At 70.6% G+C, this 24,816-nt stretch carries 24 protein-coding genes and 2 tRNA genes; 13 read left to right on the forward strand and 13 right to left on the reverse strand.

Features of this window, described 5'->3' with window-relative positions:
* Window positions 1-9: 9 nt before the first annotated feature.
* The gene (locus BM288_RS11830; RefSeq protein WP_177220376.1) at window positions 10-570 is read right to left on the reverse strand and encodes a DUF3043 domain-containing protein; all 561 of its coding nucleotides are present in this window, start codon (window positions 568-570) and stop codon (window positions 10-12) included.
* Window positions 571-655: 85 nt separating this feature from the next.
* Between BM288_RS11830 and BM288_RS11835 the strand changes: the two genes are divergently transcribed.
* From BM288_RS11835 to ctaF, 5 genes are all read left to right on the forward strand, one after another.
* Entirely contained in the window at window positions 656-2,080 is a 1,425-nt protein-coding gene (locus BM288_RS11835) for a M20/M25/M40 family metallo-hydrolase (protein ID WP_092919126.1), read from the forward strand.
* A 33-nt stretch (window positions 2,081-2,113) separates the two neighbouring features.
* On the forward strand, window positions 2,114-2,455 hold the full coding sequence (locus BM288_RS11840) for a HesB/IscA family protein (RefSeq protein ID WP_092919127.1): 342 nt from the start codon (window positions 2,114-2,116) through the stop codon (window positions 2,453-2,455).
* A gap of 153 nt (window positions 2,456-2,608) precedes the next feature.
* A complete protein-coding gene (gene ctaC / locus BM288_RS11845) occupies window positions 2,609-3,484 on the forward strand; it encodes an aa3-type cytochrome oxidase subunit II (RefSeq protein WP_318255534.1) in 876 nt (291 codons plus the stop codon).
* On the forward strand, window positions 3,484-5,208 hold the full coding sequence (gene ctaD / locus BM288_RS11850) for an aa3-type cytochrome oxidase subunit I (protein WP_092919128.1): 1,725 nt from the start codon (window positions 3,484-3,486) through the stop codon (window positions 5,206-5,208). Before ctaC ends, ctaD begins: the two co-directional genes overlap by 1 nt.
* 1 nt (window position 5,209) lies before the next feature.
* Window positions 5,210-5,629 carry an aa3-type cytochrome oxidase subunit IV gene (gene ctaF, locus BM288_RS11855; protein ID WP_177220377.1) on the forward strand — a complete coding sequence of 140 codons (420 nt, stop codon included), beginning with the start codon at window positions 5,210-5,212 and terminating at the stop codon, window positions 5,627-5,629.
* A 105-nt stretch (window positions 5,630-5,734) separates the two neighbouring features.
* Here the strand turns inward: ctaF and BM288_RS11860 are convergent, their stop codons facing one another.
* From BM288_RS11860 to pepN, 4 genes are read right to left on the reverse strand one after another with little or no spacing between them, the layout of a single operon-like run.
* Complete coding sequence (locus BM288_RS11860; RefSeq protein WP_092919130.1) at window positions 5,735-7,417, reverse strand: FAD-binding dehydrogenase; 1,683 nt, start codon at window positions 7,415-7,417, stop codon at window positions 5,735-5,737.
* A 20-nt stretch (window positions 7,418-7,437) separates the two neighbouring features.
* Complete coding sequence (locus BM288_RS11865; RefSeq protein WP_092919131.1) at window positions 7,438-7,827, reverse strand: globin; 390 nt, start codon at window positions 7,825-7,827, stop codon at window positions 7,438-7,440.
* Window positions 7,824-8,753, reverse strand: a complete 930-nt coding sequence (locus tag BM288_RS11870; protein WP_092919132.1) for a mechanosensitive ion channel family protein — start codon at window positions 8,751-8,753, stop codon at window positions 7,824-7,826. The genes BM288_RS11865 and BM288_RS11870 overlap by 4 nt, the downstream gene beginning before the upstream one ends.
* Window positions 8,754-8,784: 31 nt before the next feature.
* Window positions 8,785-11,325, reverse strand: a complete 2,541-nt coding sequence (gene pepN / locus BM288_RS11875; protein WP_092919133.1) for an aminopeptidase N — start codon at window positions 11,323-11,325, stop codon at window positions 8,785-8,787.
* Between the two features lie 105 nt (window positions 11,326-11,430).
* Here pepN and BM288_RS11880 point away from each other — a divergent pair, with 105 nt between their 5' ends.
* The 3 genes from BM288_RS11880 to BM288_RS11890 are packed head-to-tail and all read left to right on the forward strand — an operon-like array spanning window position 11,431 to window position 13,617.
* Window positions 11,431-12,081, forward strand: coding sequence for a mycothiol-dependent nitroreductase Rv2466c family protein (locus BM288_RS11880; protein ID WP_092919134.1), 651 nt, complete (start codon window positions 11,431-11,433; stop codon window positions 12,079-12,081).
* Entirely contained in the window at window positions 12,081-12,566 is a 486-nt protein-coding gene (locus tag BM288_RS11885; protein WP_092919135.1) for a ribose-5-phosphate isomerase, read from the forward strand. Before BM288_RS11880 ends, BM288_RS11885 begins: the two co-directional genes overlap by 1 nt.
* A gap of 43 nt (window positions 12,567-12,609) precedes the next feature.
* A complete protein-coding gene (locus BM288_RS11890) occupies window positions 12,610-13,617 on the forward strand; it encodes an Fpg/Nei family DNA glycosylase (RefSeq protein ID WP_092919136.1) in 1,008 nt (335 codons plus the stop codon).
* 80 nt (window positions 13,618-13,697) lie between these two features.
* Here BM288_RS11890 and BM288_RS11895 read toward each other — a convergent pair whose 3' ends face one another.
* The 3 genes from BM288_RS11895 to BM288_RS11905 all read right to left on the reverse strand — a co-directional run bounded on the left by BM288_RS11895 (window position 13,698) and on the right by BM288_RS11905 (window position 16,249).
* Window positions 13,698-14,375 carry a hypothetical protein gene (locus BM288_RS11895; protein WP_143103104.1) on the reverse strand — a complete coding sequence of 226 codons (678 nt, stop codon included), beginning with the start codon at window positions 14,373-14,375 and terminating at the stop codon, window positions 13,698-13,700.
* Between the two features lie 60 nt (window positions 14,376-14,435).
* A complete protein-coding gene (locus BM288_RS11900; RefSeq protein ID WP_092919138.1) occupies window positions 14,436-16,067 on the reverse strand; it encodes an HNH endonuclease signature motif containing protein in 1,632 nt (543 codons plus the stop codon).
* Window positions 16,068-16,178: 111 nt separating this feature from the next.
* A tRNA-Gly gene (locus tag BM288_RS11905) sits at window positions 16,179-16,249 on the reverse strand.
* A gap of 92 nt (window positions 16,250-16,341) precedes the next feature.
* Here BM288_RS11905 and BM288_RS11910 point away from each other — a divergent pair.
* A complete protein-coding gene (locus BM288_RS11910) occupies window positions 16,342-17,793 on the forward strand; it encodes a GH1 family beta-glucosidase (RefSeq protein ID WP_092919139.1) in 1,452 nt (483 codons plus the stop codon).
* On the opposite strand, the gene BM288_RS11915 is transcribed toward BM288_RS11910, so the two are convergent.
* The gene (locus BM288_RS11915; protein ID WP_092919140.1) at window positions 17,790-18,272 is read right to left on the reverse strand and encodes a hypothetical protein; all 483 of its coding nucleotides are present in this window, start codon (window positions 18,270-18,272) and stop codon (window positions 17,790-17,792) included. The genes BM288_RS11910 and BM288_RS11915 overlap by 4 nt on opposite strands.
* A complete protein-coding gene (locus tag BM288_RS11920) occupies window positions 18,259-18,963 on the reverse strand; it encodes a TetR/AcrR family transcriptional regulator (RefSeq protein WP_092919141.1) in 705 nt (234 codons plus the stop codon). Before BM288_RS11920 ends, BM288_RS11915 begins: the two co-directional genes overlap by 14 nt.
* A 191-nt stretch (window positions 18,964-19,154) precedes the next feature.
* Between BM288_RS11920 and BM288_RS11925 the strand changes: the two genes are divergently transcribed.
* Window positions 19,155-19,229: transfer RNA gene (locus tag BM288_RS11925), tRNA-Pro, on the forward strand.
* A gap of 47 nt (window positions 19,230-19,276) precedes the next feature.
* On the opposite strand, the gene BM288_RS11930 is transcribed toward BM288_RS11925, so the two are convergent.
* From BM288_RS11930 to sigK, 3 genes are all read right to left on the reverse strand, one after another.
* Window positions 19,277-20,197 (reverse strand): DMT family transporter, encoded by a 921-nt coding sequence (locus BM288_RS11930; RefSeq protein WP_318255535.1) that lies wholly within the window; start codon window positions 20,195-20,197, stop codon window positions 19,277-19,279.
* A 66-nt stretch (window positions 20,198-20,263) separates the two neighbouring features.
* Window positions 20,264-21,175, reverse strand: a complete 912-nt coding sequence (locus BM288_RS11935) for an anti-sigma factor (RefSeq protein ID WP_092919142.1) — start codon at window positions 21,173-21,175, stop codon at window positions 20,264-20,266.
* The gene (gene sigK, locus BM288_RS11940) at window positions 21,172-21,720 is read right to left on the reverse strand and encodes an ECF RNA polymerase sigma factor SigK (protein WP_318255536.1); all 549 of its coding nucleotides are present in this window, start codon (window positions 21,718-21,720) and stop codon (window positions 21,172-21,174) included. Before sigK ends, BM288_RS11935 begins: the two co-directional genes overlap by 4 nt.
* Before the next feature lie 267 nt (window positions 21,721-21,987).
* On the opposite strand from sigK, the gene tig reads away from it, so the two are divergent.
* From tig to BM288_RS11955, 3 genes are all read left to right on the forward strand, one after another.
* Entirely contained in the window at window positions 21,988-23,349 is a 1,362-nt protein-coding gene (gene tig, locus BM288_RS11945; RefSeq protein ID WP_177220378.1) for a trigger factor, read from the forward strand.
* Between the two features lie 123 nt (window positions 23,350-23,472).
* A complete protein-coding gene (locus BM288_RS11950) occupies window positions 23,473-24,129 on the forward strand; it encodes an ATP-dependent Clp protease proteolytic subunit (RefSeq protein WP_318255537.1) in 657 nt (218 codons plus the stop codon).
* Window positions 24,129-24,797, forward strand: a complete 669-nt coding sequence (locus tag BM288_RS11955; protein WP_092919144.1) for an ATP-dependent Clp protease proteolytic subunit — start codon at window positions 24,129-24,131, stop codon at window positions 24,795-24,797. Before BM288_RS11950 ends, BM288_RS11955 begins: the two co-directional genes overlap by 1 nt.
* Window positions 24,798-24,816 lie beyond the last annotated feature (19 nt).

The following is a 24,816-nucleotide window of genomic DNA, read 5'->3' on the forward strand; positions in this document are numbered from 1 at the left end:
GCGCGATGATCACTCGGGGTACTTGAAGAGCTTCGTCTGCGGCTTCGGCATGCGCATGAACGGCAGCTGCACGGCACGCATGGTGGCGTACCAGCCGTGACCCTTCGCATCCTTCTGCCCGAACTTCGCGCGGATCGCGCGGCGCAGCTGCCACGCCATCAGCACCGAGTCGAGCACCACGACGGCGACGAACGCCCACAGCACGATGTTGGCGATCATGCGCCACTGCGGGTCGTTGATGAACGTCAGCACCAGCACCACGATCATCATCGGCATCGCGAGCGTGCCGATCGACAGGCGCGCGTCGACGAAGTCGCGCACGTAGCGGCGCACCGGGCCCTTGTCGCGCGGCGGCAGGTACTTCTCGTCGCCGCGCTCGAAGCCCAGGCGAGCCTTCTGCCGCTCAGCACGCATCTTGTCCTGCACCTGGCGACGCGCCTCCTTGCGGTCCCCGGGCACCAGCGGGCGGCGGTTGCGGGCGACCTGCTCCGACTGCTTCGGCGTGCGCTTGCCCACGGGCTCGCTCTCGATCGGAGCCTTGTCGTCGGCAGAACGGCTGAACAGCGCCACAGGAGGCCCTTCGGAAGATCGGTCGCGGGGGATCAGTCCATCGTACCGCCGCCCGCGTGCCGCCTCGCCGCCTAGGATCGTGCGCATGACCGACACTTCCGCAGACTCCGGCGCGCCCGCGGCGCGCGACCTCTCCGACCGCGACCGCGCCGTGCTGGCCGCCGTCGACGCCGGCTTCGACCGGGCGCTCGATGATCTGAAGGCGCTCGTGCGCATCCCGAGCGTGGCCTGGGACGCCTACGACCCCGCGCACGTGCAGGCGAGCGCCGAGGCCGTCGCCGCGCTCGCGGAGGGCACCGGCGTGTTCGAGCGGGTCTCCATCGAGCGCGCGCCGATCGGCGACACCGAGGCGCTCGGGCAGCCGGCGGTGCTCGCCGTGCGGGCGGCCAAGAACGGCAAGCCCTCGATCCTGCTCTACGCCCACCACGACGTGCAGCCGTGGGGCGACGAGGCGCTCTGGCGCACGAAGCCGTTCGAGCCCACCGAGATCGACGGCCGCCTCTACGGCCGCGGCGCCTCCGACGACAAGGCCGGCGTCATCACGCACATCGCCGCGATCCGCGCGCTCGCCGAGGTCGGGGACCCCGATCTCGGCATCGCGCTGTTCATCGAGGGGGAGGAGGAGCACGGCTCGCGCTCCTTCAAGAACTTCCTGCGGCAGCACGCCGACGTGCTCAGCGCCGACCTGATCGTCGTCGCCGACAGCGACAACTGGTCGACCGAGATCCCCGCGCTGACGGTCGCGCTGCGCGGCAACGCCGCCTTCAACGTGCGGCTGACGACACTCGAGCACGCCAGCCACTCCGGCATGTTCGGCGGCGCTGTGCCCGACGCGATGATGGCCTTCTCGAAGCTCGCCGCGAGCTTCTGGAACGCCGACGGCTCGGTCGCGGTCGCGGGCCTCACCGACGCAGACCTGGACGTGCCCGAGCAGACCGAGGAGCACATCCGCACCGAGGCCGGCGTGCTCGAGGGCGTCGACCTGATCGGCAGCGGCCCGGTGCTCTCGCGCCTGTGGGGGAAGCCGGCCATCACCATCACCGGCGTCGACGCGCCCAGCGTCCCCGACGCATCCAACACGATCCTGCCGACCGTGCGGTTCCGGCTGTCGGCGCGCATCGCCCCGGGGCAGTCGTCGGCCGAGGCGTTCGCGGCCCTCGAGCGGCACATCGCCGAGCACACGCCCTTCGGCGCGCACATCGAATACGACAACGTCGACCTGGGCGACCCGTTCCTGGTCGACACGAGCGGCTGGGGTGCCGCCGCGGCCAAGCAGGCGATGGCGGATGCGTGGGGTGCGGGGGCGGTCGAGACCGGCATCGGCGGGTCCATCCCGTTCATCGCCGACCTGGTGCAGCAGTTCCCGGCGGCGCAGATCCTGGTGACCGGTGTCGAGGACCCGGGCACGATGGCGCACAGCCCGAACGAGTCGCAGCACCTGGGCGTGCTGCGGAGAGCGATCGGCGCCGAGGCGCTGCTGCTCTCGCGCGCCGCCGAGCGCTCGGAGTAGCATGGGGCACAGGGCTTTCGAGAGGAGCTGCAGATGACCGATCTCATGACGCACGGCGTGAACCTCACCGACACGGCCGCCGACAAGGTGCGGCGACTGCTCGACCAGGAGGGTCGTGACGACCTGCGCCTGCGCGTGGCGGTGCAGCCGGGAGGCTGCTCGGGGCTCATCTACCAGCTCTACTTCGACGAGCGGCAGCTCGACGGCGACGTGGTGCGCGACTTCGACGGCGTCGAGGTCATCGTCGACCGCATGAGCGTGCCCTACCTCGACGGCTCGACCATCGACTTCGAGGACACCATCCAGAAGCAGGGCTTCACGATGGACAACCCGAACGCGGGCGGCTCGTGCGCCTGCGGGGACTCCTTCCACTGACGCCAGAGCGCTCAGCAGGGCGACACGCCGCCGATCCCCGGATCGGCGGCGTTTCGCGTCTCACGGCCCCCTAGCAGGGGTGTGGCAGGAGCCTGAGCCGCGTCTGTGGGTACTAGGATCGAGGCAGACGTTCACAAGAGTCGGAGGAAGACATTGCGCACTCGTCGATCTCGTTGGATCGCGGCCCCGGTTGCCGTCGTGGTGGCACTGGTGCTCGCCGGTTGCACCCAGGCACAGCTGCAGGGGTACATGCCGTCGACGCCCGGCCTGACGAACCACGTCGACCGCATCATGGGCCTGTGGACGACGTCCTGGATCGTGCTCATGCTGGTCGGCATCCTCACCTGGGGCCTGATGATCTGGGCTGGCATCGCCTACCGCCGCCGCCGCGGCCAGACGGGCCTGCCGGCGCAGCTGCGCTACCACATGCCGATCGAGATCTTCTTCACGATCGTGCCCGTCATCCTGGTCGCCGGCTTCTTCGCGTTCACCGCGCGTGACCAGGCGATCATCGAGGAGCCCATCGAGGATCCCGACTACTCGGTGACGGTCTACGGCAAGCGCTGGGCATGGGACTTCGTCTACGAGCGCGACGGCCAGGACCCGGTGTACTACCAGGGCCTGCAGGCGATGAACGACCCCGAGTCGAACCTCATCGACCCCGAGTCGCTGCCGACGATGTACCTGCCGACGAACTCGTCGATCGAGATCACGCTCGAGTCGCGCGACGTCGCGCACTCGTTCTGGGTGGTGGAGTTCCTCTACAAGAAGGACATGCTGCCCGGTGTCACGAACCACATGTACTTCGAGACCGGCCCCGACGAGGGCATCCTGCGCGGCAAGTGCGCTGAGCTCTGCGGCGAGTACCACTCGCTGATGCTGTTCAACGTCGAGCTGATCAGCCCGGAGGAGTACGACGCCTACCTGGAGAGCCTCGAGGCCGAGGGCAACGTCGGCGCGATCGACGAGACCGTCAACCCGAACATCGGCCTCCGGCCGGGTACGAGCGAGGAAGGCGAGGATCACTGATGACCGCCACGGCTACGCCCAGCACCACGCGGGCTCCCATCAGCCCGAGCGCCCAGCGCAAGGGCAACGTGATCGTCAGCTGGATCACGACCACTGACCACAAGACGATCGGGTACCTGTACCTGATCACCTCGGTGCTCTTCTTCATGCTCGGCGGCGTCATGGCGCTGCTGATCCGCGCCCAGCTGTTCGCGCCGGGCCTGGAGATCGTGCCGACCGAGGAGCAGTACAACCAGCTCTTCACCATGCACGGCACGATCATGCTGCTGATGTTCGCGACGCCGCTGTTCGCGGGCTTCGCGAACGTGATGATGCCGCTGCACATCGGCGCCCCCGACGTGGCCTTCCCGAGGCTCAACGCGCTGGCGTACTGGATGTTCACGTTCGGCTCGCTGATCGCGGTCGCCGGCTTCCTGACGCCGCAGGGCGCCGCCTCGTTCGGCTGGTTCGCCTACACGCCGCTGAGCACCGCGGCCTTCTCGCCGGGCATCGGCGGCAACCTGTGGGTGCTGGGCCTCGCGCTCTCCGGCTTCGGCACGATCATGGGTGGCGTCAACTTCATCACCACCATCATCACGATGCGCGCGCCCGGCATGACGATGTTCCGCATGTCGATCTTCACCTGGAACATCCTCATCACCTCGCTGCTGGTCATCATCGTCTTCCCGGTGCTGGCAGCTGCCATGTTCGGCCTCGCGCTCGACCGCATCTTCGGCGGCCACATCTACGACCCGGCCAACGGCGGTGCCGTGCTCTGGCAGCACCTGTTCTGGTTCTTCGGCCACCCAGAGGTGTACATCATCGCGCTGCCGTTCTTCGGCATCGTCTCCGAGGTCTTCCCGGTCTTCAGCCGCAAGCCGATCTTCGGCTACAACACCCTCGTCGGCGCGACGATCGCGATCGCCGCGCTGTCGGTCACGGTGTGGGCGCACCACATGTACGTCACCGGCACGGTGCTGCTGCCCTGGTTCTCGCTCATGACGATGCTCATCGCGGTGCCGACGGGCGTGAAGATCTTCAACTGGATCGGCACGATGTGGCGGGGCTCCATCACCTGGGAGTCGCCCATGCTGTGGGCGTTCGGCTTCCTGGTGACGTTCACCTTCGGTGGCCTCACCGGCGTCATCCTCGCCTCGCCGCCGCTCGACTTCCACATCTCCGACACCTACTTCGTCGTGGCGCACTTCCACTACGTGGTGTTCGGCACCGTGGTGTTCGCGATGTTCTCGGGCTTCTACTTCTGGTGGCCGAAGTGGACCGGCAAGATGCTCAACGACCGTCTGGGCCACGTGCACTTCTGGATGCTGTTCATCGGCTTCCACCTGACGTTCCTCGTGCAGCACTGGCTGGGCGTCGTGGGCATGCCCCGCCGCTACTACACCTACCTGGAGCAGGATGGCTTCACCTGGATGAACCAGCTGTCGACCGTCGGCGCGATGATCCTGGGCCTGTCGATGATCCCGTTCCTCTGGAACGTCTGGATCACCGCGCGCCTGGCGCCGAAGGTGGAGGTCGACGACCCGTGGGGCACCGGCCGCTCGCTCGAGTGGGCGACCAGCTGCCCGCCGCCGCGCCACAACTTCACGACGATCCCGCGCATCCGCTCGGAGTCGCCGGCCTTCGACCTGCACCACCCGAACGCGGGCATGCAGTTCGGCGTCGGCCCGCTGAAAGATGCCCCGAACCGTCCCGTGCTCGACACTTCGAAGGGCGAGGTCCGCTGACATGCGCTCGAACATCGTCATCATGGCGATCATCGCCGTCTTCTTCTACCTCTGCTCGGCGGTCTACACCGTCTGGCACATGGCGTACTACGAAGGCGCCATCGAGTGGGTCGGCACGCTCGCGCTCGGCCTCACCGGTGCGCTGGCGACGCTGATCGGCTTCTACCTCGTGCTCGTCTATCGCGGGCAGGGCGGTGAGTTCGCCGCCGACCGCATCGATGGCGAGCTCGACGACGACGACCCCGAGATGGGCCACTACTCGCCCTGGAGCTGGTGGCCGCTGGGTGTCGGCTCCGCGCTGGCGCTGATCTTCGTCTCCTTCACCGGCCCCACCTTCCTCATCGCGATCGGCGGCGCACTGCTGCTGGTCATGATGGTCGGCTGGGTGTACGAGCACTACCGCGGCAACTTCACCCGCTGAGACTGCAGCAGAGCGCCCCGACCTCGCCGGTCGGGGCGCTCTGCTGCGTCGTGGCTGCGGCGGCTGAGCCGGTCCGCGCCCGGAGGGCGCTGACCGTGTCGAAGCTCAGACGGCGCGACCCGCCCGCAGACCCGTGTGGAGGCATCCGCCCAGGAACGTGCCCTCGAGCGCGCGGTAGCCGTGCACGCCGCCACCGCCGAAGCCCGCTGCCTCGCCCACGGCGAACAGCCCCGGCACCGGCTCGCCGTCGGCACCCAGCGCCCGCGAGTCGAGGTCGGTCTGGATGCCCCCGAGCGTCTTGCGCGTGAGGGTGCGCAGCCGCACGGCGATGAGCGGCCAGTGGCGCTCGTCGAGGATTCGGTGCGGCGCGGCGGTGCGCACCAGTCGATCACCGAGGTACTCGCGTGCCCGGCGGATCTCCACCGCCTGCGGGTCGGTCGATGCCGGGTCGTCGACCGCGTTGTCGCGCTCACCGAGGGCGGCGACGACGGCGGCGCGGTCGATGGTGCTGCCGTCGGCGCTTCGCCCCAGCTCCTCCATGCCGTCGAGCAGCTCGGTGAGCGAGTCGGCGACGATGAAGTCCTCACCGTGGTCGAGGAACGCCTGCACGGGGGCGGGTGCGCCCGGCAGCACGCGCTTCGCGAGCTGCGGGATGCTCCTGCCGGTGAGGTCGGGGTTCTGCTCGGAGCCCGAGAGCGTGAACTCCTTCTCGATGATCGAGCGCGTGAGCACGAACCACGAGTGCTCGGCGCCGACCTCGCGCAGGTGCTTCAGGGTCGAGAGCGTGTCGAAACCGGGGTAGTTGGGGGAAGGCAGGCGGTGTCCTCGGTGGTCGAGCCAGAGGCTGGACGGCCCGGGCAGGATGCGGATGCCGTGGTCGGGCCAGATCGGATCCCAGTTCTTGATGCCCTCGGTGTAGTGCCACATGCGGTCGCCGTTCACGAGCCGCGCACCCGCAGCCTCGGCGATGCGCAGCCCGGCGCCGTCGACATGGACGGGCACGCCGCGCACGGCCTCGGTCGGCGGGCTGCCGAGCGAGGCCGGCCACAGCTCGCGCACGCGGTCGAGCTCGCCGCCGATGCCGCCGGTGGCGACGACGACGCTCGCGGCGCGCAGCGCGAACTCGCCCACCACCTCGCGGCTGGAGGGCTCGCCGCGCACGGTCACGTCGGGGGCGAGCCGTTCGCCGGCGACACCCACGACGCGCCCCTCGTCGGTGAGCAGCTCGGTGACCCGGTGCCGGAACACGAGCCGGGCGCTGCCGTCGTGCACCGCATCCCGCAGTCGTCTGGTGAAGGGCGCGACCAGGCCGGGCCCGGTGCCCCAGACGATGTGGAAGCGGGGCACGGTGTTGCCGTGGCCGCCCTCGGTGCGGGCGCCTCGCTCGGCGTGGCCGACGACGGGGAAGAGCGAGACGCCCAGCTCGCGCAGCCAGGGCCGCAGGTCGCGGTGCGCGAAGTCGAGGTACGCGTCGGCCCAGCGGCGCGCCCAGAGATCCTCACCGCCGGCGTCCTCGTCGCGGTCGAAGCCGGCGGTGTGGTCCCAGTCGTCCCAGGCGAGCTCGAGGGAGTCCTCGATGCCGAGGCGGCGCTGCTCGGGGGAGTCGACCAGGAAGAGGCCGCCGAACGACCAGAAGGCCTGACCGCCGATGCACTGCGGGCCCTCCTGCTCGACGATCGTGACGGTGCGGCCGCGATCGAGCGCCGTGCAGGCGGCGACCAGGCCCGCGAGGCCGCTGCCGACCACGATGACGTCGGTGCTCGCGGTGTCCGTGTCGTGCACGGTCATGGTGCCTCCTCGGAGAGTTGCTAGCGGAAGAGCGGGTTGTGGTTGACCATCGCGGTGGCGGCGCGATCGAAGTAGTCGTCGAGCTCCGCCCGGTGCAGCGGGGCGGGCTCGAGCGCGTCGAGGGCGGCCGCCATGCACGCCACCCAGCGGTTGCGGGCGTCGTGATCGATCGGGAACGGGTTGTGGCGCATGCGCAGCCGGGGGTGGCCGCGCTGCTCGCTGTAGGTGCCGGGTCCGCCCCAGTACTGCATGAGGAACATGCTGAAGCGATCCTCGGCGCCGGTGCGGTCGTCCTGCGGATACATCGCGCGCAGCACGTCGTCGGCCCACACGTGCTCGTAGAACGCATGGACGAGCCGGCGGAAGAACGCCTCGCCGCCGACCGCTTCGTAGAGCGTCTGGTTCGTCATCGCTTGCCGTCCATGCCGCGCACCACGATGCTCTGCAGCGACGGCAGATGCATGCCGAGGTCGTCGAGGCCGAGCTTCACGCGCTTGCGCAGCTCGCGCCCCGCCTCCCACTTCGCGCTCGCGCGCGTCTTCATGACCAGGCGGATGACGATGGCCTCGGCAGAGACCGACTCCACGCCCCAGATCTCGGGCTTGTCGATGACGCGGTGCAGCCAGTCGGGGTGCTCGCTCATCTCGGTCGCCACGTCGAGCAGGCGCTGCTGCACCGAGTCGATGTCGGCGTCGTAGGGCACCGCCTGGTCGATGACCACGCGCGCCCAGCCCTGCGACTCGTTGCCGACCCGCAGGATCTCGCCGTTGCGCACGTACCAGAGCGTGCCGTCGACGTCGCGCACCTGGGTCACGCGGATGCCGACCGACTCGACGACTCCGGAGGCCTCGCCGAGGTCGACGATGTCGCCGATGCCGAGCTGATCCTCGAACACCATGAACAGGCCGTTCAGGAAGTCCTTGATGATGCCCTGCGCGCCGATGCCGGCCGCGGCGCCGAGGAAGCTCGCCATCGCCACCAGCGAGGCCGCGTTCACGCCCAGGATGCTGAGGATCAGGATGAGCGCGAGCGCGCCGATCACCCACGCGGCGAGGGTGTTGAGCACGCTGCCGATGGCGCGGGTGCGCTGCACCACCCGCACCTGCGCGAGCGGCGAGTGGGCGAGCGCTTCGGTGTCGGCGGCGTCCGCCTTGCGCTTGACGCCGCTGACGACGCCGTCGACGACCCGGCGGATGACGACCTTCAGGATCCAGTAGCCGACCAGGGCGCCGATGATGACCAGCAGGATGCCGATCGGCTGCCCCCAGGCTCCCCACCACTCGCCGAAGGCGGTCCAATCCATCCCGCCGCCGCCCTCCGGACCGCTCTCACGCATCCGCGCTGCTCCTCTCTGGCGTCACTGGCGATCAGGCGTCGCGCTGCTGCGCCCGGAGTGCGCGCTCGACGCCCGCGAGGTGCTCGATGATGATGCGGCGCAGCGCCGGCACCGCCGATTCGTTCGCGGCGAGCCAGGCACGGCTGGCCTGCGCGAGCTCCTCGCTCGCGAGCACGGCCGGGTACAGGCCCACCAGCAGCCCCTCGGCCATCTGGTACGTGCGCGAGTCCCAGATCGACTGGATCGCGTCGTGGTAGCGCGCGACCAGGTCGGTGAGGACGGATGCGTCGGTGACGTGCTGCAGGCCGAGACCGGTGTAGCGCACGATCAGGTTCGACGCGCCCGCCTCGTCGGCGACCGAGGCGAACGCCGCCTCCTTCGCCTCCTTCGTGGGGATGGTGGCGCGGGCGCGGGCGGCGAACTGCCGGCCGGTCGCGGTGTCGTCGCTCGCGAGCTCCGCGGCGATCTCGGCCTCGCCGGCTGCGCCGTTGAGGACCAGGCCGTCGAGCAGCTGCCAGCGCAGGTCGCTGTCGACCGTGAGCCCGTCGAGCGTGCGGGTGCCGTCGAGCAGCGACTGCAGCGTCTCGGCGTGCGCGGGGGTCGAGGCGATGCCGGCGAAGGCGCCCACGAACTGGAACTGCGCGTCCGATCCGGCCGCGGCCTTCGAGGCGAGCTTCCAGAGCCGGTCGCCGACCCTCTCGATCGTCTCGGCGCGGCGCGAGGGGTGCACGTAGGTGCGGGCGGCCTGCGTCAGCTGCGCGAGCGCGAGGCGGATGGTGGTCGACTCGGTCTCCGCGCCGATGTTGTCGAGCACGAGGTCGACGTAGTCGCTCGCGGGCGTCTCGCCGTCGCGGGTGGCGTCCCAGGCGGCGCCCCAGACGAGCGCGCGGGCGAGCGGGTCCTCGATCTCGCTCAGGCTCGACAGCGCCGTCTGCATCGACGCCTCGTCGAGCCGGATCTTCGCGTAGGCGAGGTCGTCGTCGTTGATGAGGATGAGTGCCGGGCGCAGGTGGCCGACCAGCTGCGGCACCGCGGTGACGGGGCCGTCCACGTCGAGCTCGAGGCGCTCCTTGCGGCGCAGCCTGCCGTGCTTGACGTCGTAGAAGCCGATCGCCAGGCGGTGCGGCCGCAGGGTCGGGTGGTCGGCGGGCGCCGTCTGCGCGATCGAGAAGGCGGTGATGATGCCGTCGTCGTTCACCTCGAGCTCGGGGCGGAGCGTGTTCACGCCGGCGGTCTCGAGCCACAGCTTGCTCCAGTCGCCCAGCTCGCGTCCGCTGGCGGTCTCGAGCTCGGCGAGCAGGTCGGAGAGCTCGGTGTTGCCCCATGCGTGCTTGCCGAAGTAGGCGCCGACGCCCTTCATGAACGACTCGAGGCCCACCCAGGCGACGAGCTGCTTGAGCACCGAGCCGCCCTTGGCGTAGGTGATGCCGTCGAAGTTGACCTGCACGTCGTCGAGGTCGCGGATCTCCGCGACGATCGGGTGCGTCGAAGGCAGCTGGTCCTGGCGGTACGCCCAGGTCTTCTCCATCGCCTGGAAGGTCGTCCAGGCGCCCGTCCACTCGGTCGCCTCGGCGGTGGCGAGCGTCGATGCCCACTCCGCGAACGACTCGTTGAGCCACAGGTCGTTCCACCACTTCATGGTGACGAGGTCGCCGAACCACATGTGCGCCAGCTCGTGCAGCACGGTCACGACGCGGCGCTCGCGCATGGCGTCGGTGACCTGCGCACGGAACACGTACGCCTCGGTGAAGGTGACGCATCCGGCATTCTCCATCGCCCCGGCGTTGAACTCCGGCACGAAGAGCTGGTCGTACTTGTCGAAGGGGTAGGCGACGCCGAACTGTTGTTCGAAGAAGGCGAAGCCCTTGCGGGTGATGTCGAAGAGGTAGTCGGCGTCGAGGTGCTCGGCGAGCGACGCCCGGCAGAACATGCCCAGCGGGATCGTGCGGCCGTCGCTCGAGGTCAGCTCGGAGCGCACGACCGAGTAGGGGCCGGCGACGAGCGCGGTGATGTAGCTCGAGATGCGCGGGGTGGGCTCGAACGCCCAGGTGCCCGTCTCGCCGTCGATGACGGGCTCGGGCGTGGGCTGGTTGGAGACGACCTGCCAGGTGGCGGGGGCCGTGACGGTGAAGGCGAAGGTGGCCTTCAGGTCGGGCTGCTCGAAGGCGGCGAAGACGCGGCGCGAGTCGGGCACCTCGAACTGCGAGTAGAGGTACACCTCGCCGTCGACCGGGTCGACGAAGCGGTGCAGGCCCTCGCCGGTGTTGACATACATCGCGTCGGAGACCACCGTGAGCTCGTTCTCGCTCGCGAGAGAGTCGAGCTGGATGCGCACGCCGTCATTGATGGCGGATGCGTCCAGCTCGGTGCCGTTGAGGGTCACGGAGTGCACGGTGCGGGAGATGTGGTCGATGAAGGTCGACGCGCCCTCCTGCGCGGTGAACCGCACGGTGGTGGTGGAACGGAACACCTCGTCGCCGGTCGTGAGGTCGAGGGCGATGTCGTAGCTCTCGACCTGGACGAGCGCTGCGCGCTCCTCGGCTTCGGCGCGAGTGAGGTTCTCTCCGGGCACGCTGGACTCCTTCGGGCAGTCGTGTTGTGAACAGTGGGTGTGCTGGTCGATCCAGCGTAGTGCCGCCCGGCCGTCCGCTCGCCCAGTGCTCGGTAGGCTCGAGCCATGACTGATCAGGCTTCGCAGCAGACCCCGCAGAGCGTGCGGATGTGGTTCGACCCGACGTGCCCGTGGGCGTGGATGACCTCCCGCTGGCTGGGCGAGGTCGCCGAGGCGCGCGGCTTCGACGTCGACTGGCAGGTGATGAGCCTGGCGGTGCTCAACGAGGGCCGCGACCTGCCCGCCGACTACGCAGCGAGGATGCCGCGCTCGATGCGCATGACGCGCCTAGTCACCGCGGCGCGGGCAGCGGGCGGCGATGCGGCCGTGAAGCAGCTGTACGACGCGCTCGGTGAGCGCATCCATCATCAGAAGCGCAAGGACGACGATGCGCTGATCGCCGAGGCGCTCGCCGAGGTCGGGCTCGACGCCGGGCTCGCCGAGGAGACCGACGCGCACGACGCGACGCTGCGCGGCACGCACCAGGCGGCCATCGACCTGGTCGGCGACGACGTCGGCACCCCCGTGATCGCGGTCGACGAGGTGGCCTTCTTCGGCCCCGTCATCAGCCCGGCACCGAAGGGGGCGGATGCGCTGCGGCTGTTCGACGGCATCGTCGCGGCCGCGTCGATCGACGGCTTCTTCGAGCTCAAGCGCAGCCGCACGCGCGGTCCGCGGTTCGAGGTGCCGGCCGAGGCCGAGGTCGAGGCAGCCTGATGCGCATCCACGTCGCCACCGATCACGCCGGCTTCGAGATGTCGAAGCGGCTCATCGAGCACCTGGCCGCGAAGGGTCACGAGTGCGTCGACCACGGGCCGACGGAGTACGACGCCGAGGACGACTACCCGTCGTTCTGCATCAACGCCGCGCGCGCGACCGTGCGCGACCAGCGTGCTGGGGTCGAGGCGCTCGGCGTCGTCTTCGGCGGCTCGGGCAACGGCGAGCAGATGGCGGCGAACAAGGTCGAGGGCGTGCGGGCAGCCCTTGCATGGAGCCTCGCGACGGCCGAGCTCGCGCGCGAGCACAACGACGCGAACGTCGTCGCGGTCGGAGCGCGCCAGCACTCGGAGGAGGAGATGCTCGAGATCATCGACACCTTCATCGCCACGCCGTTCACCGGTGCCGAGCGCCACGCTCGACGCGTCGCTCAGCTGGGGGAGTACGAGACGACGGGCGCCATCGCCGGCCACGAGATCGCCTGACGGCAGCGTCTGATGACACAGCAACCGATGCCGGCGGTGCGGCATGCCTGAGGGCCACTCCGTCCATCGCATCGCGCGCCAGTTCGGGGCGAACTTCGTCGGCCGCACGGCTGCGGTGACGAGCCCGCAGGGTCGCTTCGAGGTGGGCGCAGCCGAGCTCGACGGGCGGGAGGTCACCTCGTCGGAGGCGATCGGCAAGCACCTGCTGCTGGGCTTCGACGGCACAGCACGCACGCCCGAGCGGGTGCTGCACGTCCACTTGGGCATCTACGGCGCCTGGGACTTCGCGGGCGCGATCTCGGTCGACCCGACCATCCTCGCCAGCCGAGCGGCGTTCGGTGCGGCCCGCATGGGCCAGACGGGCATGCGCGGCGCGGGCACCGACGGCGAGAACGAGGAGTCGATCGCCTCGATCGGCGCGCCGCGGCTGGCGCGCCTGCGGGCGGGTGAGCACGAGTCGCTCGGCGAGCCGGTCGAGTTTCCGCCGGAGCCGGTGGGGCAGGTGCGCGTGCGCATTCTCACCGAGACCGCGGTGGCGGATCTGCGTGGGCCGACTGTCTGCGAGGTGCTCGATCAGACGCAGGTGCGGGCGCTCGCCGAGCGGCTCGGCCCGGACCCCGAGGCGCCGACGGAGTCGAGGGCGAAGGCGGAGGCGCGGTTCGTCGAGCGCGCGTCGCGCTCGAACCAGTCGATCGGGCAGCTGCTGATGGACCAGTCGGTGGTCGCCGGCATCGGCAACGTGTACCGGGCGGAGCTGCTGTTCCGAGCGCGCGTCGACCCGCATCGGCCGGGTAGCCGACTCACGAGCGATGAGCTTCGCGGCCTGTGGCGCGACTGGGTGAAGCTGCTGCGCATCGGCGTCGAGACGGGACAGATGCTCACGATCGACGGACTGCGCGGAGCGAAGCGGGCTGCGGCGCTCGCGAACCGTGCCGATCGGCACTGGGTGTACAAGCGCGAAGGGCTGCCGTGCCGCCGCTGCGGCACGCCGATCGCGCTCGAGACGATGCAGGGCCGCAAGCTCTACTGGTGCCCCGGCTGCCAGCTGTAGGTCGCCGTGCGCCGCGCGGCCGCTGGTCGGCTGTGCTCGTCGGGGCGGGACAGCTCCAGCGGTAGCGGTGTCGGAGGAGGTCAGCTCCAGCGGTAGAGCCGAGCCGAGTCGAGGCCGCCCTCGGAGGGGCTGACGATCCACGCGCCCGTGCTCGCCGCGTCGTCGCGGATGGAGACGATCACCTGCACCTGCTGGGATTCGCCCGGTGCGAACTCCCAGGTGCAGCCGAGATCGAGCGGTGCCGCCGCCACGGAGGCCGAGTTCTGGTCGGCGACCGGCCCGCCGTCGGGCTGATACCCGAAGGTCATGTCGTACATCGGGTGGGTGGTGATGACACCCACGTTCGCGATCTCGAGATCGAGCATCACGAAGCGCTCGCCGGCGCGCGGTGTCGCGGCGCCGCCGCTCGACTGGCAGCCGAACGTGGCGAGGCTGTCGGCGGGGTCGGTGGATCCGGTCGCGGTGATCTCCCACGTCGAGCCGCGGTCGGTGTGCACGGTGACGGTCTCGCCGTAGGCGAAGTCGCCCGGCGGCGTGGTCGGCACCGGCGGGTCGGTCGGCCCGTTCGTCGTCGGCGGGGGAGCGAGGTCGGTGAACACCGGTGAGGCGCTCGCGGGGATCGCGGGATCCTCCGGTGTCGTCGCCGGCATCGCGACGCAGGCGGCCAGGGTCAGCGCGACGGTCGCGGCCGCCACCAGCGCGGCACCGAGCCTGCTGGAGCCGCGGCCACGAGGGCGAGTGACGAGGCTGGACTGCACGGGGTCACGCTACCGGCAGCCGCTGTGAGGTCGAAGCGGCCACCACGGCGCGATTCGCTCTCAGAACGGGTTCGGGCCCAGCACCGGTACCGCCGGGGCGCCCAGCTCACCACCCCATTCGTAGGGAACGGTTGCGGGATCGGGCGGCGGCTCGGCCTGCCTCGCCGCGTGCGCGTCCTCGAGCCGTTGGAACAGCTCCCGCTGCCGGCTGCGCCGCTCGGAACGGGTGAGGGGGACGGGTTTCGGTCTGCTGCGTGGCATGTCGGTGAAGACGGGCCCGGCTGGTTCGGGCACATCGTCGATGACGTGCCCGATGGGCGAGGTCCATCGCAGCACGCCGCCTGGTGTTTGTTCGACCTGCCAGCGGGTGTCGTGCTTGATGCCGTGATCGCTGCGGCACATGTGGGCGAGATTGCCGAGACTGGTGGGGCCGCCCTTGGCAGCGTCTCGCGTGTGGTCGAGATCGCCGGTGCGGGCGGGCAGTCCGCAGCCTGGCATCCGGCAACGGATGTCGCGCGCCTGCAGGATCCGCCGCTGCGCGGCGCTTGCCCGGTACGTGTCGACCGTCACCGCGACGCCGGTGACCGGGTCGGTGAAGAGTCTCTCCCAGACGGCGCTGCCGCCGGCGAGCCAGCGGGCGGTGTCGGCATCGACGAGCGTCTTCCCATCCAGCATGGCCGGGAACTGCAGCTCCCGCAGCGCGTCGCCGTCGCGGTACTCATCCTCGAGCAGCGTCGTCGCCGGGATGGTCACGGCCACGTGCGCCTTGATGGCGCTGATGCCGTGCACATCCTCCGGCACGACACCCGTGAGCAGCAGCTCCAGCAGCGCGTCGGTGCGGAACTGCTCGAACGTGCGCGGGTCGTCCTTGGTCTTCTTCTTCGCTGCCTGCGTGGCCCGATCGTGGGCTGCGGTCAGTTCGAGGATCGGCGCGTGCACGAGCAGGTCGCCCATGCCGTCACCGGCGTCGAACAGGTCGGTGCGGCGCTTCTGCCGGGCGGTGTCGTGCCGGATCTGCAGCGGCTCGGTGAGCACGTCGTTGACGATCTGCTTCGCCTTCGCGCCCAGCTGGCTGGTCGAGACGCGCTCGGCGACATCGACCAGCTCGGCCTCGACCCGCTCCCGCTCGCTCCTGGAGACCTCCTGGTCGAGTCGCAGCGGCTGCGTCTCGCGCTCGATGATCCGCAGGTGCCCCGTGGTGATGCGACCCGCGGCGGCGGCCTCGTGCGCGATCGGCAGCTGCGTGACGATCGCGTGCGCACGCGTCATCCTGTCGATGATGCTGCGCCGCGACACCCCCAGATCGACCGCGACCATCGCGGCCAGCTCCTTGCGGTTCGTCTCGGTGTCGCCGGGCAGGTCGATGGCGCGCTGCATGTGCGAGGCGAGCAGCACGCGCCGCTCGCCCTCGATGCGAGCGCTCTGCTGCTCGAGCGCCCGCATGCCTCCCACGAGCGCATCGTCGAGGCGGAACCGCTCGTCGAACGCCGATTCCGGCTCGGTCGGGGGCGGCGGGATCTGCTCGCCCGCCTCGACCTGCTCGGGCGTCATCGCCAGGAGCCGCTGTGTCCACTCCGCATCGAACGCATCGAGCTCGTCCTGCAGCGTCTCCGCCGACTTGCCGTGCGGATCGATGGCGCCAGCGCGGATCGCGGCGATGTAGCCCTCGCCATCGATGCCGCTGGTGTCCATGCGCAGAGACTCTCACGGGCCACCGACATGGGAATGAAGATTCGAAGCGGGTGTGGAGAACTCGGTTCTGATCCACAGGCGCTGCTCGACCAGCGGCGAGACGGGGATCGGAGCGGGCGACGGGAATCGAACCCGCGTAATCAGTTTGGAAGACTGAGGCTCTACCATTGAGCTACGCCCGCGCGCCCCGAGCCGTGCAGCACGGGACTGGACGAATCTACCGCATCCGCGCCGACGCATCCGCACCCCGTGCCGCTCGGGCTACGCTCGTGGCGTGCATCGAAGCATCCCCCACGACCTCATCCTCGGCGGCGCGACCGCCGCCTACCAGATCGAGGGCGCCGCGGCCGAGGACGGCCGCCGCCCCAGCATCTGGGACGCGTTCGCGCGCGTTCCGGGCGCCGTGATCGACGGACACACCGGCGATGTCGCGTGCGACCACTACCACCGCATGCCGCAGGACGTGGCGCTCATGCGCGAGCTCGGCCTGCAGACCTACCGCTTCTCGACCAGCTGGGCGCGCGTGCGGCCCGACGGGGGAGCGCCCAACCCCAAGGGCATCGACTTCTACTCGCGGCTCGTCGACGAGCTGCTGGACGCCGAGATCCTGCCCTGGCTGACGCTCTACCACTGGGACCTGCCGCAGGCGCTCGAGGAGCAGGGCGGCTGGACGAACCGCGACACCGCGCACCGCTTCGTCGACTACGCGCTCACCGTGCACGAGGCGCTCGGCGACCGGGTCACGAACTGGACCACCATGAACGAGCCCTGGTGCTCGTCATTCCTCTCCTACACCGCCGGCGCCCACGCGCCCGGACGGCAGAGCGTCGAGGCCGGGCTCCAGGCCGGCCATCACCTGCTGCTCGCCCACGGCATGGCCGTCACCGCGCTGCGCGAGGCCGGCGCCGAGCGGCTCGGCATCACCCTCAACTTCCAGCCGGCCGAACCGGTCGACGCCACCAGCGCATCCGACCTCGAGGCCGCGCGGCGGCTGAACGACCAGTACAACCGCTTCTTCGTGCACCCGATCATGCGCGCCGAGTACCCCGAGTCGCTGCTCGCCGACGTCGGCCACCTCGGGCTCGACGCGGTCGTGCAGCCCGGCGACCTCGAGACGATCGCGGCACCCATCGACGTGCTGGGCGTCAACTACTACCACGACGACGTCGTCTCGTACGAGCCGCCGGCCGTGCCGGTGTTGCAGGATGCGCCGACCGACCGCCCGATCGCCAGCCCCTACCCGGCCGCCGAGGGTGTGCACGCGCACCCGCGCGACGTGCCGACCACGAACATGGGCTGGGAGGTGCGGCCGGCGGGCCTGACGACGCTGCTGCGCCACCTGCACGACGAGTACACGGGTGCCGCGGGCATCGAGCTGTGGGTGACCGAGAACGGCGCGGCCTACGACGACGAGGTCGTCTTCGACGCAGACGGGGCGGATGCGTCCACGACGTCGACGACGGATGCGGCGGCCGGGCAGGCGCGCGTCCACGACACCGAGCGGGTCGAGTTCCTCCGCTCGCACGTCGGCGCCGTGCTCGACGCGATCGACGCCGGCGTGCCGGTCAAGGGCTACATGTACTGGTCGCTGCTCGACAACTACGAGTGGGCGTGGGGCTACCACAAGCGGTTCGGCATCGTGCGGGTCGACTACGAGACACAGGAGCGCACGGTGAAAGACTCGGGGCTCGAGCTGTCGCGCATGATCCGGGAGCGGACGCTCTAGCTGTCGACGCTGCCGCGGGTGCGCAGGGCGGTGTCGTGCGCCACCGCTCGGGCGATCACCGCGGTCGCGACGCCGACGATGACGGTCGACGGCACGAGGGCCCATCCGGCGACGATGCCCTGCGCGAGCAGCGCCGTGATGCCGCCCCCGATGGCACCGAGCACCGCGAACACGAACAGATGGATCGCCTCGCTGGCGACGCGGCGGAGCGCGGTCGCGGCCGCGATCGCGACCGGTACGCCGTAGAGCGTGAGCATCGGCAGGCCGAGCAGGAAACCGCCGAAGACGCCCATGAGCGCCGCGGACCCCCACATGATGACGCCGATGACGAGCGAGCCCACCAGCACGACGCCGGCGCCGATGAGCCAGCCGAACTTGATGTCGCCTGCCGTCCACTCGTGCTTCGCAGGGTCGCGCCAGCCGAACTGCGAACGGTCCGCCGATCGCGGCGGTAGTGGGGATCGATCAGGCGTCGTCATGGGATAGCTCCTTCGCTGCGGCGGTCAGCGCGAGGAGGTCGCGCACCTGTCGCCGCAGCAGCGGCACCGCGGTGACGCGGATCGCGCGATCGAGCATCGGCACCGCCTGCTCCACGAGCGCTCGGGTGCGACGCTGCTCGCGGCTGCGGTCGCTCGTCCACGCAAGCATCCCCGCCATCAGCAGCCCCCACAGCAGCTCGGGCAGCGCCTCGCGCAGCCGCCGGTCGGCGACCAGGTCGGAATCCTCGACGACGGTCGCGAAGAGGCGCAGCATCCGTTCGCGCGGTGCCCGCGTCTCATCGCCGAACGGGCTCACGGGGGAGTCGGGGGCGATCGCCTGGCCGATCGCCTCGGTCGCGACCCGATGGAACGGCGCGATCTCGTCGAGGGCGACGCGCATCACGATCCGGAGCCGGGCGGCGAAGATTCGCACACCCGCGAGGTCGTCTGCCGCGCGCTGCTCGATGCGCGCCACGGTCTCGCCGTAGAGCTCGAGCAGCAGGTGCTCCTTGGAGGGCAGCGAGAGGTAGATGGTGCCGGGGGAGACCTCCGCCCGCTCGGCGATGCCGCGCATGGTCGTGGCGCGCCAGCCGTCCTCGCGCAGGGCATCGAACGCGACAGCACGGATGCGTGCGGCCGTGCGCGCGCCCTTCGTGGGTGCAGGGGTGCCGTTGCTGCCGTGCGAGGTCATGCTCCGACTATAACTGAACGCGTTCAGTTATGCGATGGCCGTTGTGCGGGCTCCCGGACTCCCCAGATCGGCAGGTGAACCTGAGATCTGGGGTTCCGCGGCGGATCAGGGGTCCGCGAAGCCAGCGGTCGCGCGGTCATCATGAGATCCTCGCGCCGGTAGACTCGCTAGCCGTACGGGAGCGATCCCTACGGGGCGTAGCTCAGCTTGGCTAGAGCGCCCGCTTTGGGGGCGGGAGGTCGCAGGTTCGAATCCTGTCGCCCCGACTCGAGTTTCAGTCGTCGGAGCCGACGGCCCTCGCCTCGCTGACACCTCAGCTGAGCCGCCGCTGCGCGACCAGCACCACCGCGACGCCCGCCGCCGCGACCGCCATGCCGATCACGCCGAGCAGCGAGACCGGCACCCCGAAGACCAGCCAGACCCACAGCATCGTGGTCGGCGGCGTCAGGTAGAGCATCGTCGAGACGAAGGTCGCGCCGTGCGAGCGCGTCACCGTCACGTAGAGCACGTAGCCGCCCAGGCTCGACAGGCACACGAGCCACACGATCGCGCCCCAGACGTCGAGCGACGTGGGCACCGCGGCCTGCCCCCGAACCAGCGCGACGAGCATGAAGGCGCCGCCGGCGACCACCGCCTGCATCAGCAGCGTCTGCAGCAGGTCGTCGTGCGCATGCCAGCGGCGCTGCAGCACGGTGCCGCTGCCGAGGCAGAGCACCCCGATCAGCGGCAGCGCGTACGCCCACAGCGGCGCACCCGACAGCACGAGCTGCCCCGAGACGACGAGCGCGACGCCGGCGAACCCGGCCAGCATGCCCGACCACATCCACCCGTTGGCGCGCTCGCCCAGGAATCGGCCCGCGACCGTGGCGACGAGCATCGGCTGCAGTGCCGCGATCAGCGACGCGGTGCCGCCATCGACGCCGAAGCGCACGCCCTCGAAGATCATCAGCAGGTAGCCGAACTGGCTGAGCAGCGCGATGCCGCCCTGCCGCAGCCAGCTGCGCCACCGGGGCCAGCGGCGGCGAGCGATCAGCATCGCCGCGACGAGCAGGCCTGACAGCACGGTGAACCGCCACGCGAGCACCGTGACGGGCTCGCCCTCGGCGCGCGCGGCCAGCTCGGCGCCGACGAAGCCCGAGCTCCACATGACCACCAGCCCGATCGAGGCGATGACGATCGCGATCGGGCCGAGGCGGGTTGAGCGCGCCGGCCGGTCGCTCACGGAATCAGACACCGTCCGATCCTGCCAGGTCGAGCGATCGCAGGCTCCGGCGCCCCGGGCACGAGGGCAGCGGATGCGTCAGGTCTGGACGACGAGGAAGGGCTCGGTGGTCGGTGCCTCCGACCCGCCCTCGGGCTCGACCGTCACGCCCACGGCGACGCCCGCATCCAACTCGCCTTCGAGCACCACGGCGGTGCTGCCGCCGTCGGCCTGGAAGAGGCCGGCGCTGCGCGGGCCGGCCGCGTCGATGTACCAGGCCTGGTACTCGCGGCCGGCGGGTGCGGCGGCGAGGCCGTCGAACAGCAGCACCGACTGGGCGCGCTCGGCCGACCAGATGACGGTGGCGGTGCCGCCATCCTCGAGCGCGACCTCGCTGCGCTGCGCGTCGGGCGCCGCGACGACCGCGCCGAGCGCCTCCTGCTGCGAGTCGCCGCCCAGCTGCGAGCCGATGGCGATGCCGCCGGCCAGCAGCGCCGCACCGGCGGCGACAGCGCCGATCACGCGTGCCGGACGCCACCGCGCGCGGGCGCGGCGCTCGGCCGGCCCGGGCCGGCGGGTGACGGGGGCGGATGCGTCGTGGCCGCCGTGAGCGGCCGGTGCGGATGCGTCGTGGGCGCGGGGAACCGCCGGTGCCGCAGCTGCCGCGGTCGTGGCCGGCACCTGGGGCGCATCGGCGTCTGCTGGTGCAGCGCCGGCGGTCGGCTCGGCGCTGTGCTGCGGTTCGGCGCTGTGCTGCGGTTCGGCGCGGATCGCGTCGAGCATGCTCGCGCGCAGCGCCGGCGGGGGAGCGACCTCCGTACCGGAGAGCAGCGTCGCGGTCTCGGCGAGCTCCTCCGCCTCCCGGCGAGCGGCCGGTGTGGCCTTCGCCTCGAACAGCGCGCGCTCGTCGGGCGTCAGCGCATCCAGCGCGTACGCCGCAGCGAGGCCGTCGACAGACTGCTGGTCGTGCATGTCGTCGCCCCCGTTCATCTCGTCGCCGTCGTTGCTCATGTCGTCACACCCAGGATCTCGCGCAATCGGCGCATGCCGTCGCGCAGCCGGGTCTTCACGGTGCCCAGCGGCGCGCCGATGCGCTCGGCGATCTCGCTCTGGGTGAGCCCGCCGAAGTAGGCCAGCTCGATCGCCTCCCGCTGCGGCTCGCTGAGCTCGGTGAGCGCGCGCTTCGCCCTGGCCGACTCGAGCGAGGTCTCGGCCCGCTCGGCGACGTCGTCGATCGGCACCGCCGTGTCGCGCACGCCGATGCGCTCGTCGCGATTGCGCTGCGCCTGCGACGACCGCACGCGGTCCACCGCCCTGGCATGGGCGATCTGCAGCAGCCAGCTGATCGCGGCGCCGCGATCAGGATCGAAGCGCCGCGCACCGCGCCACGCCTCGAGATAGACCTCCTGCGCGACCTCCTCGGCCTGCGCGCGATCGACGAGGATGCGCAGCACCAGGCCGAACACCCGCGCCGCGGTGGCGTCGTAGAGCTCGGCGAACGCCCGCTCGTCGCCGTCGGCGGCGCGCACGAGGCACTGCTCGACGTCGATCTCCACGCGCCCGAGTATCGCAGTCGCACGCGCCGGTCCCCGCGCGACGAGCCGAGCGGACGACACACGCGCCCGAAGGGGCGCTGCCGGCGCAGTCAGCAGGAGGGCGGTCATGCCAGTGGTTCGTCGCCGGCGAACGGACGGATTGCGGCTCGGCCCCGCACGGCCGGTAGGCTTGGGCGGTGGTCCGCCCTCTCGCGGCGGATCCGGCGCGCCATCGCGTCACCGGTCGGCTTGTCCGGCACATCCACGAACCCCTCAGGAGACCACCTCGTGAAGACCACGGTCGAGAAGATCGAGAACACGCGCGCCAAGCTCACCATCGCGGTCGAGCCGGAGGAGCTGCGCCCCGCGATCGACCAGGCGTACAAGACCGTCGCCGAGCAGATCAGCGTGCCCGGCTTCCGCAAGGGCAAGGTGCCCGCGGCGATCATCGACCAGCGGGTCGGCCGCGGAGAGATCCTGAACCAGGCCGTCTCCGAGTCGATCGACGAGTTCTACCGCCAGGGCGTCGCCGAGGCAGAGGTGCGCCCGATGGGCCGCCCGCAGGCCGACGTCACCGCGTGGCCCGAGGTCAAGGACTTCTCCGGCGACCTCGTGCTCGAGATCGAGGTCGACGTGCGCCCCGACTTCGAGCTGCCCACGGTCGAGGGCCGCACGATCACGGTCGACGCGCTCGAGGTCGGTGACGACGCGGTGCAGAAGGAGCTCGACGAGCTGCGCACCCGCTTCGGCACGCTCGTAACCGTCGACCGCCCCGCCGCCAACGGCGACTTCGTGCAGCTCGACCTGACCGCGACCATCGACGGCGAGACCGTCGACGAGGCTTCCGGCATCTCCTACGAGGTGGGCTCCGGCGAGCTCATCGACGGCATCGACGAGGCCGTCGAGTCGCTCACCGCCGGTGAGGAGACCACGTTCACGTCGACCCTGGTCGGCGGCGACCACGCCGGCAAGGACGCAGAGGTCAAGGTGGCCGTCTCGGCCGTCAAGGAGCGCGAGCTGCCCGAGGCGGACGACGACTTCGCGCAGATGGCCAGCCAGTTCGACACCATCGACGAGCTGAAGGCCGACCTGGCCGAGCAGGCGGGCCGCTCTGGCCGCATGGCGCAGGCCGAGCAGGCGCGCCAGCGCCTGCAGGACGAGCTGATCGAGGCCGTCGAGGTCGAGGTGCCGACGCAGGTCGTCGAGGACGAGGTCGTCCGTCACCTCGAGGCCGAGAACCGCGCCGAGGACGCCGAGCACGGCGAAGAGGTGCGCCAGGAGACCCGCAAGCTGCTCAAGCAGCAGATGATCTTCGACCGCTTCGCCGAGGAGGAGCAGCTCGAGGTCACGCAGCAGGAGCTGACGCAGATCATCGTGCAGCAGGCCGCTCAGTACGGCATGGGTCCGCAGGACCTCGTGCAGGCGCTCGAGCAGAACGGCCAGCTGCCGGTGCTGCTGGGCGACATCCTGCGCGGCAAGACCCTCTCGACGCTGCTCGGCCGCGTCACGGTCGTCGACGACAAGGGCGAGACGGTCGACCTGAGCGAGTTCCTGCCGCCGGCGCAGTCGGACGAGGTGGGCGAGGACGACGTCGAGGCCGCCATCCGCGAGACCGAGGCGAAGCTCGCGGCGCAGCACGCCGAGGACTGATCCGCAGCGAGAGGGCCGGGCGCTCGCCCGGCCCTTTCGCATGCCTCCGCCTGCGGCGAACACGGCCCGGAATCGGGTCTGCGCTCGCCTAGGGTTGAGACCAATCGAGAGAAGGAGTCACCTGTGGCTGAACCCGTCTTCGCGCCTTCGGTCTTCGACCGCCTGCTGCGCGACCGCATCATCTGGCTCGGCGAGGAGGTGCGCGACGACAACGCGAACGAGATCTGCGCGAAGATCCTGCTGCTCGCCGCAGAGGACCCGAACAAGGACATCTACCTCTACATCAACTCGCCCGGCGGCTCGATCACGGCCGGCATGGCGATCTTCGACACCATGCAGTTCGTGCCCAACGACATCGTCACGGTCGGCATCGGCATGGCCGCCTCGATGGGCCAGCTGCTGCTCACCGCCGGCACGGCCGGCAAGCGCTACATCACCCCGAACGCGCGCGTGCTGCTGCACCAGCCGCACGGCGGCTTCGGCGGCACCTCGAGCGACATCCAGACGCAGGCGCAGCTCATCCTCGACATGAAGCGCCGCCTCGCTGAGATCACCGCCGAGCGCACCGGCAAGACCGTCGAGCAGATCAACGCGGACGGCGACCGCGACCGCTGGTTCTCGGCGGAAGAGGCGCTCGCGTACGGCTTCGTCGACCACCTGCGCGCGTCGGCCTCCGACGTCACCGGCGGCGGCGGCACCGACAAGGACGGCCTGACGACGACGGATGCGGCAGACGACCTGACGACGGATGCGTCGGCAGACCAGGAAGGTGGCAACTGATGGAGACTCCCACGTTCCAGGCGGGCGGCAGCGCCCTGCAGATGCCCGGCTCGCGCTACATCCTGCCCACGTTCGAGGAGCGCACCGCCTACGGCTACAAGCGCCAGGACCCCTATGCGAAGCTGTTCGAGGACCGCATCATCTTCCTCGGCGTGCAGGTCGACGACGCATCCGCCGACGACGTCATGGCGCAGCTGCTCGTGCTCGAGTCGCAGGACCCGGACCGCGACATCATCATGTACATCAACTCGCCCGGCGGCTCGTTCACGGCCATGACGGCGATCTACGACACGATGCAGTACATCCGTCCCGCGGTGCAGACGGTGTGCCTCGGCCAGGCGGCCTCCGCCGCCGCGGTGCTGCTGGCGGCGGGCGAGCCCGGCAAGCGCCTCGCACTGCCGAACGCGCGCATCCTCATCCACCAGCCGGCGACCTCGGACGCCGGCCGCGGCCAGGCCTCGGACATCGAGATCCAGGCGCGCGAGGTGCTGCGCATGCGCGAGTGGCTCGAGGAGACGCTCTCGAAGCACTCGAACCGCGACGTCGAGACGGTGTCGAAGGACATCGAGCGCGACACCTTCCTCTCAGCCGAGGAGGCGCTCGAGTACGGCCTGATCGACCAGGTGCTCACGAGCCGCAAGACGGCGCCGGGTCAGCTCGGCGCGTAGCGTCGCGAACGAGCAGGGC

The sequence above is a fragment of the Agrococcus baldri genome, from assembly GCA_900114805.1.
Taxonomy (GTDB): domain Bacteria; phylum Actinomycetota; class Actinomycetes; order Actinomycetales; family Microbacteriaceae; genus Agrococcus; species Agrococcus baldri.

Coding starts and splice junctions, on each gene's coding strand:
- BM288_RS11870 (WP_092919132.1), bottom strand. CDS start 8,753: ATGCGTGAGAGCGGTCCGGAGGGCGGCGGCGGGATGGATTGGACCGCC.
- BM288_RS11885 (WP_092919135.1), top strand. CDS start 12,081: ATGCGCATCCACGTCGCCACCGATCACGCCGGCTTCGAGATGTCGAAG.
- BM288_RS11880 (WP_092919134.1), top strand. CDS start 11,431: ATGACTGATCAGGCTTCGCAGCAGACCCCGCAGAGCGTGCGGATGTGG.
- BM288_RS11935 (WP_092919142.1), bottom strand. CDS start 21,175: ATGAGCAACGACGGCGACGAGATGAACGGGGGCGACGACATGCACGAC.
- BM288_RS11900 (WP_092919138.1), bottom strand. CDS start 16,067: ATGGACACCAGCGGCATCGATGGCGAGGGCTACATCGCCGCGATCCGC.
- BM288_RS11890 (WP_092919136.1), top strand. CDS start 12,610: ATGCCTGAGGGCCACTCCGTCCATCGCATCGCGCGCCAGTTCGGGGCG.
- BM288_RS11860 (WP_092919130.1), bottom strand. CDS start 7,417: ATGACCGTGCACGACACGGACACCGCGAGCACCGACGTCATCGTGGTC.
- BM288_RS11920 (WP_092919141.1), bottom strand. CDS start 18,963: ATGACCTCGCACGGCAGCAACGGCACCCCTGCACCCACGAAGGGCGCG.
- BM288_RS11840 (WP_092919127.1), top strand. CDS start 2,114: ATGACCGATCTCATGACGCACGGCGTGAACCTCACCGACACGGCCGCC.
- BM288_RS11835 (WP_092919126.1), top strand. CDS start 656: ATGACCGACACTTCCGCAGACTCCGGCGCGCCCGCGGCGCGCGACCTC.
- BM288_RS11955 (WP_092919144.1), top strand. CDS start 24,129: ATGGAGACTCCCACGTTCCAGGCGGGCGGCAGCGCCCTGCAGATGCCC.
- ctaD (WP_092919128.1), top strand. CDS start 3,484: ATGACCGCCACGGCTACGCCCAGCACCACGCGGGCTCCCATCAGCCCG.
- BM288_RS11915 (WP_092919140.1), bottom strand. CDS start 18,272: ATGACGACGCCTGATCGATCCCCACTACCGCCGCGATCGGCGGACCGT.
- ctaF (WP_177220377.1), top strand. CDS start 5,210: ATGCGCTCGAACATCGTCATCATGGCGATCATCGCCGTCTTCTTCTAC.
- BM288_RS11865 (WP_092919131.1), bottom strand. CDS start 7,827: ATGACGAACCAGACGCTCTACGAAGCGGTCGGCGGCGAGGCGTTCTTC.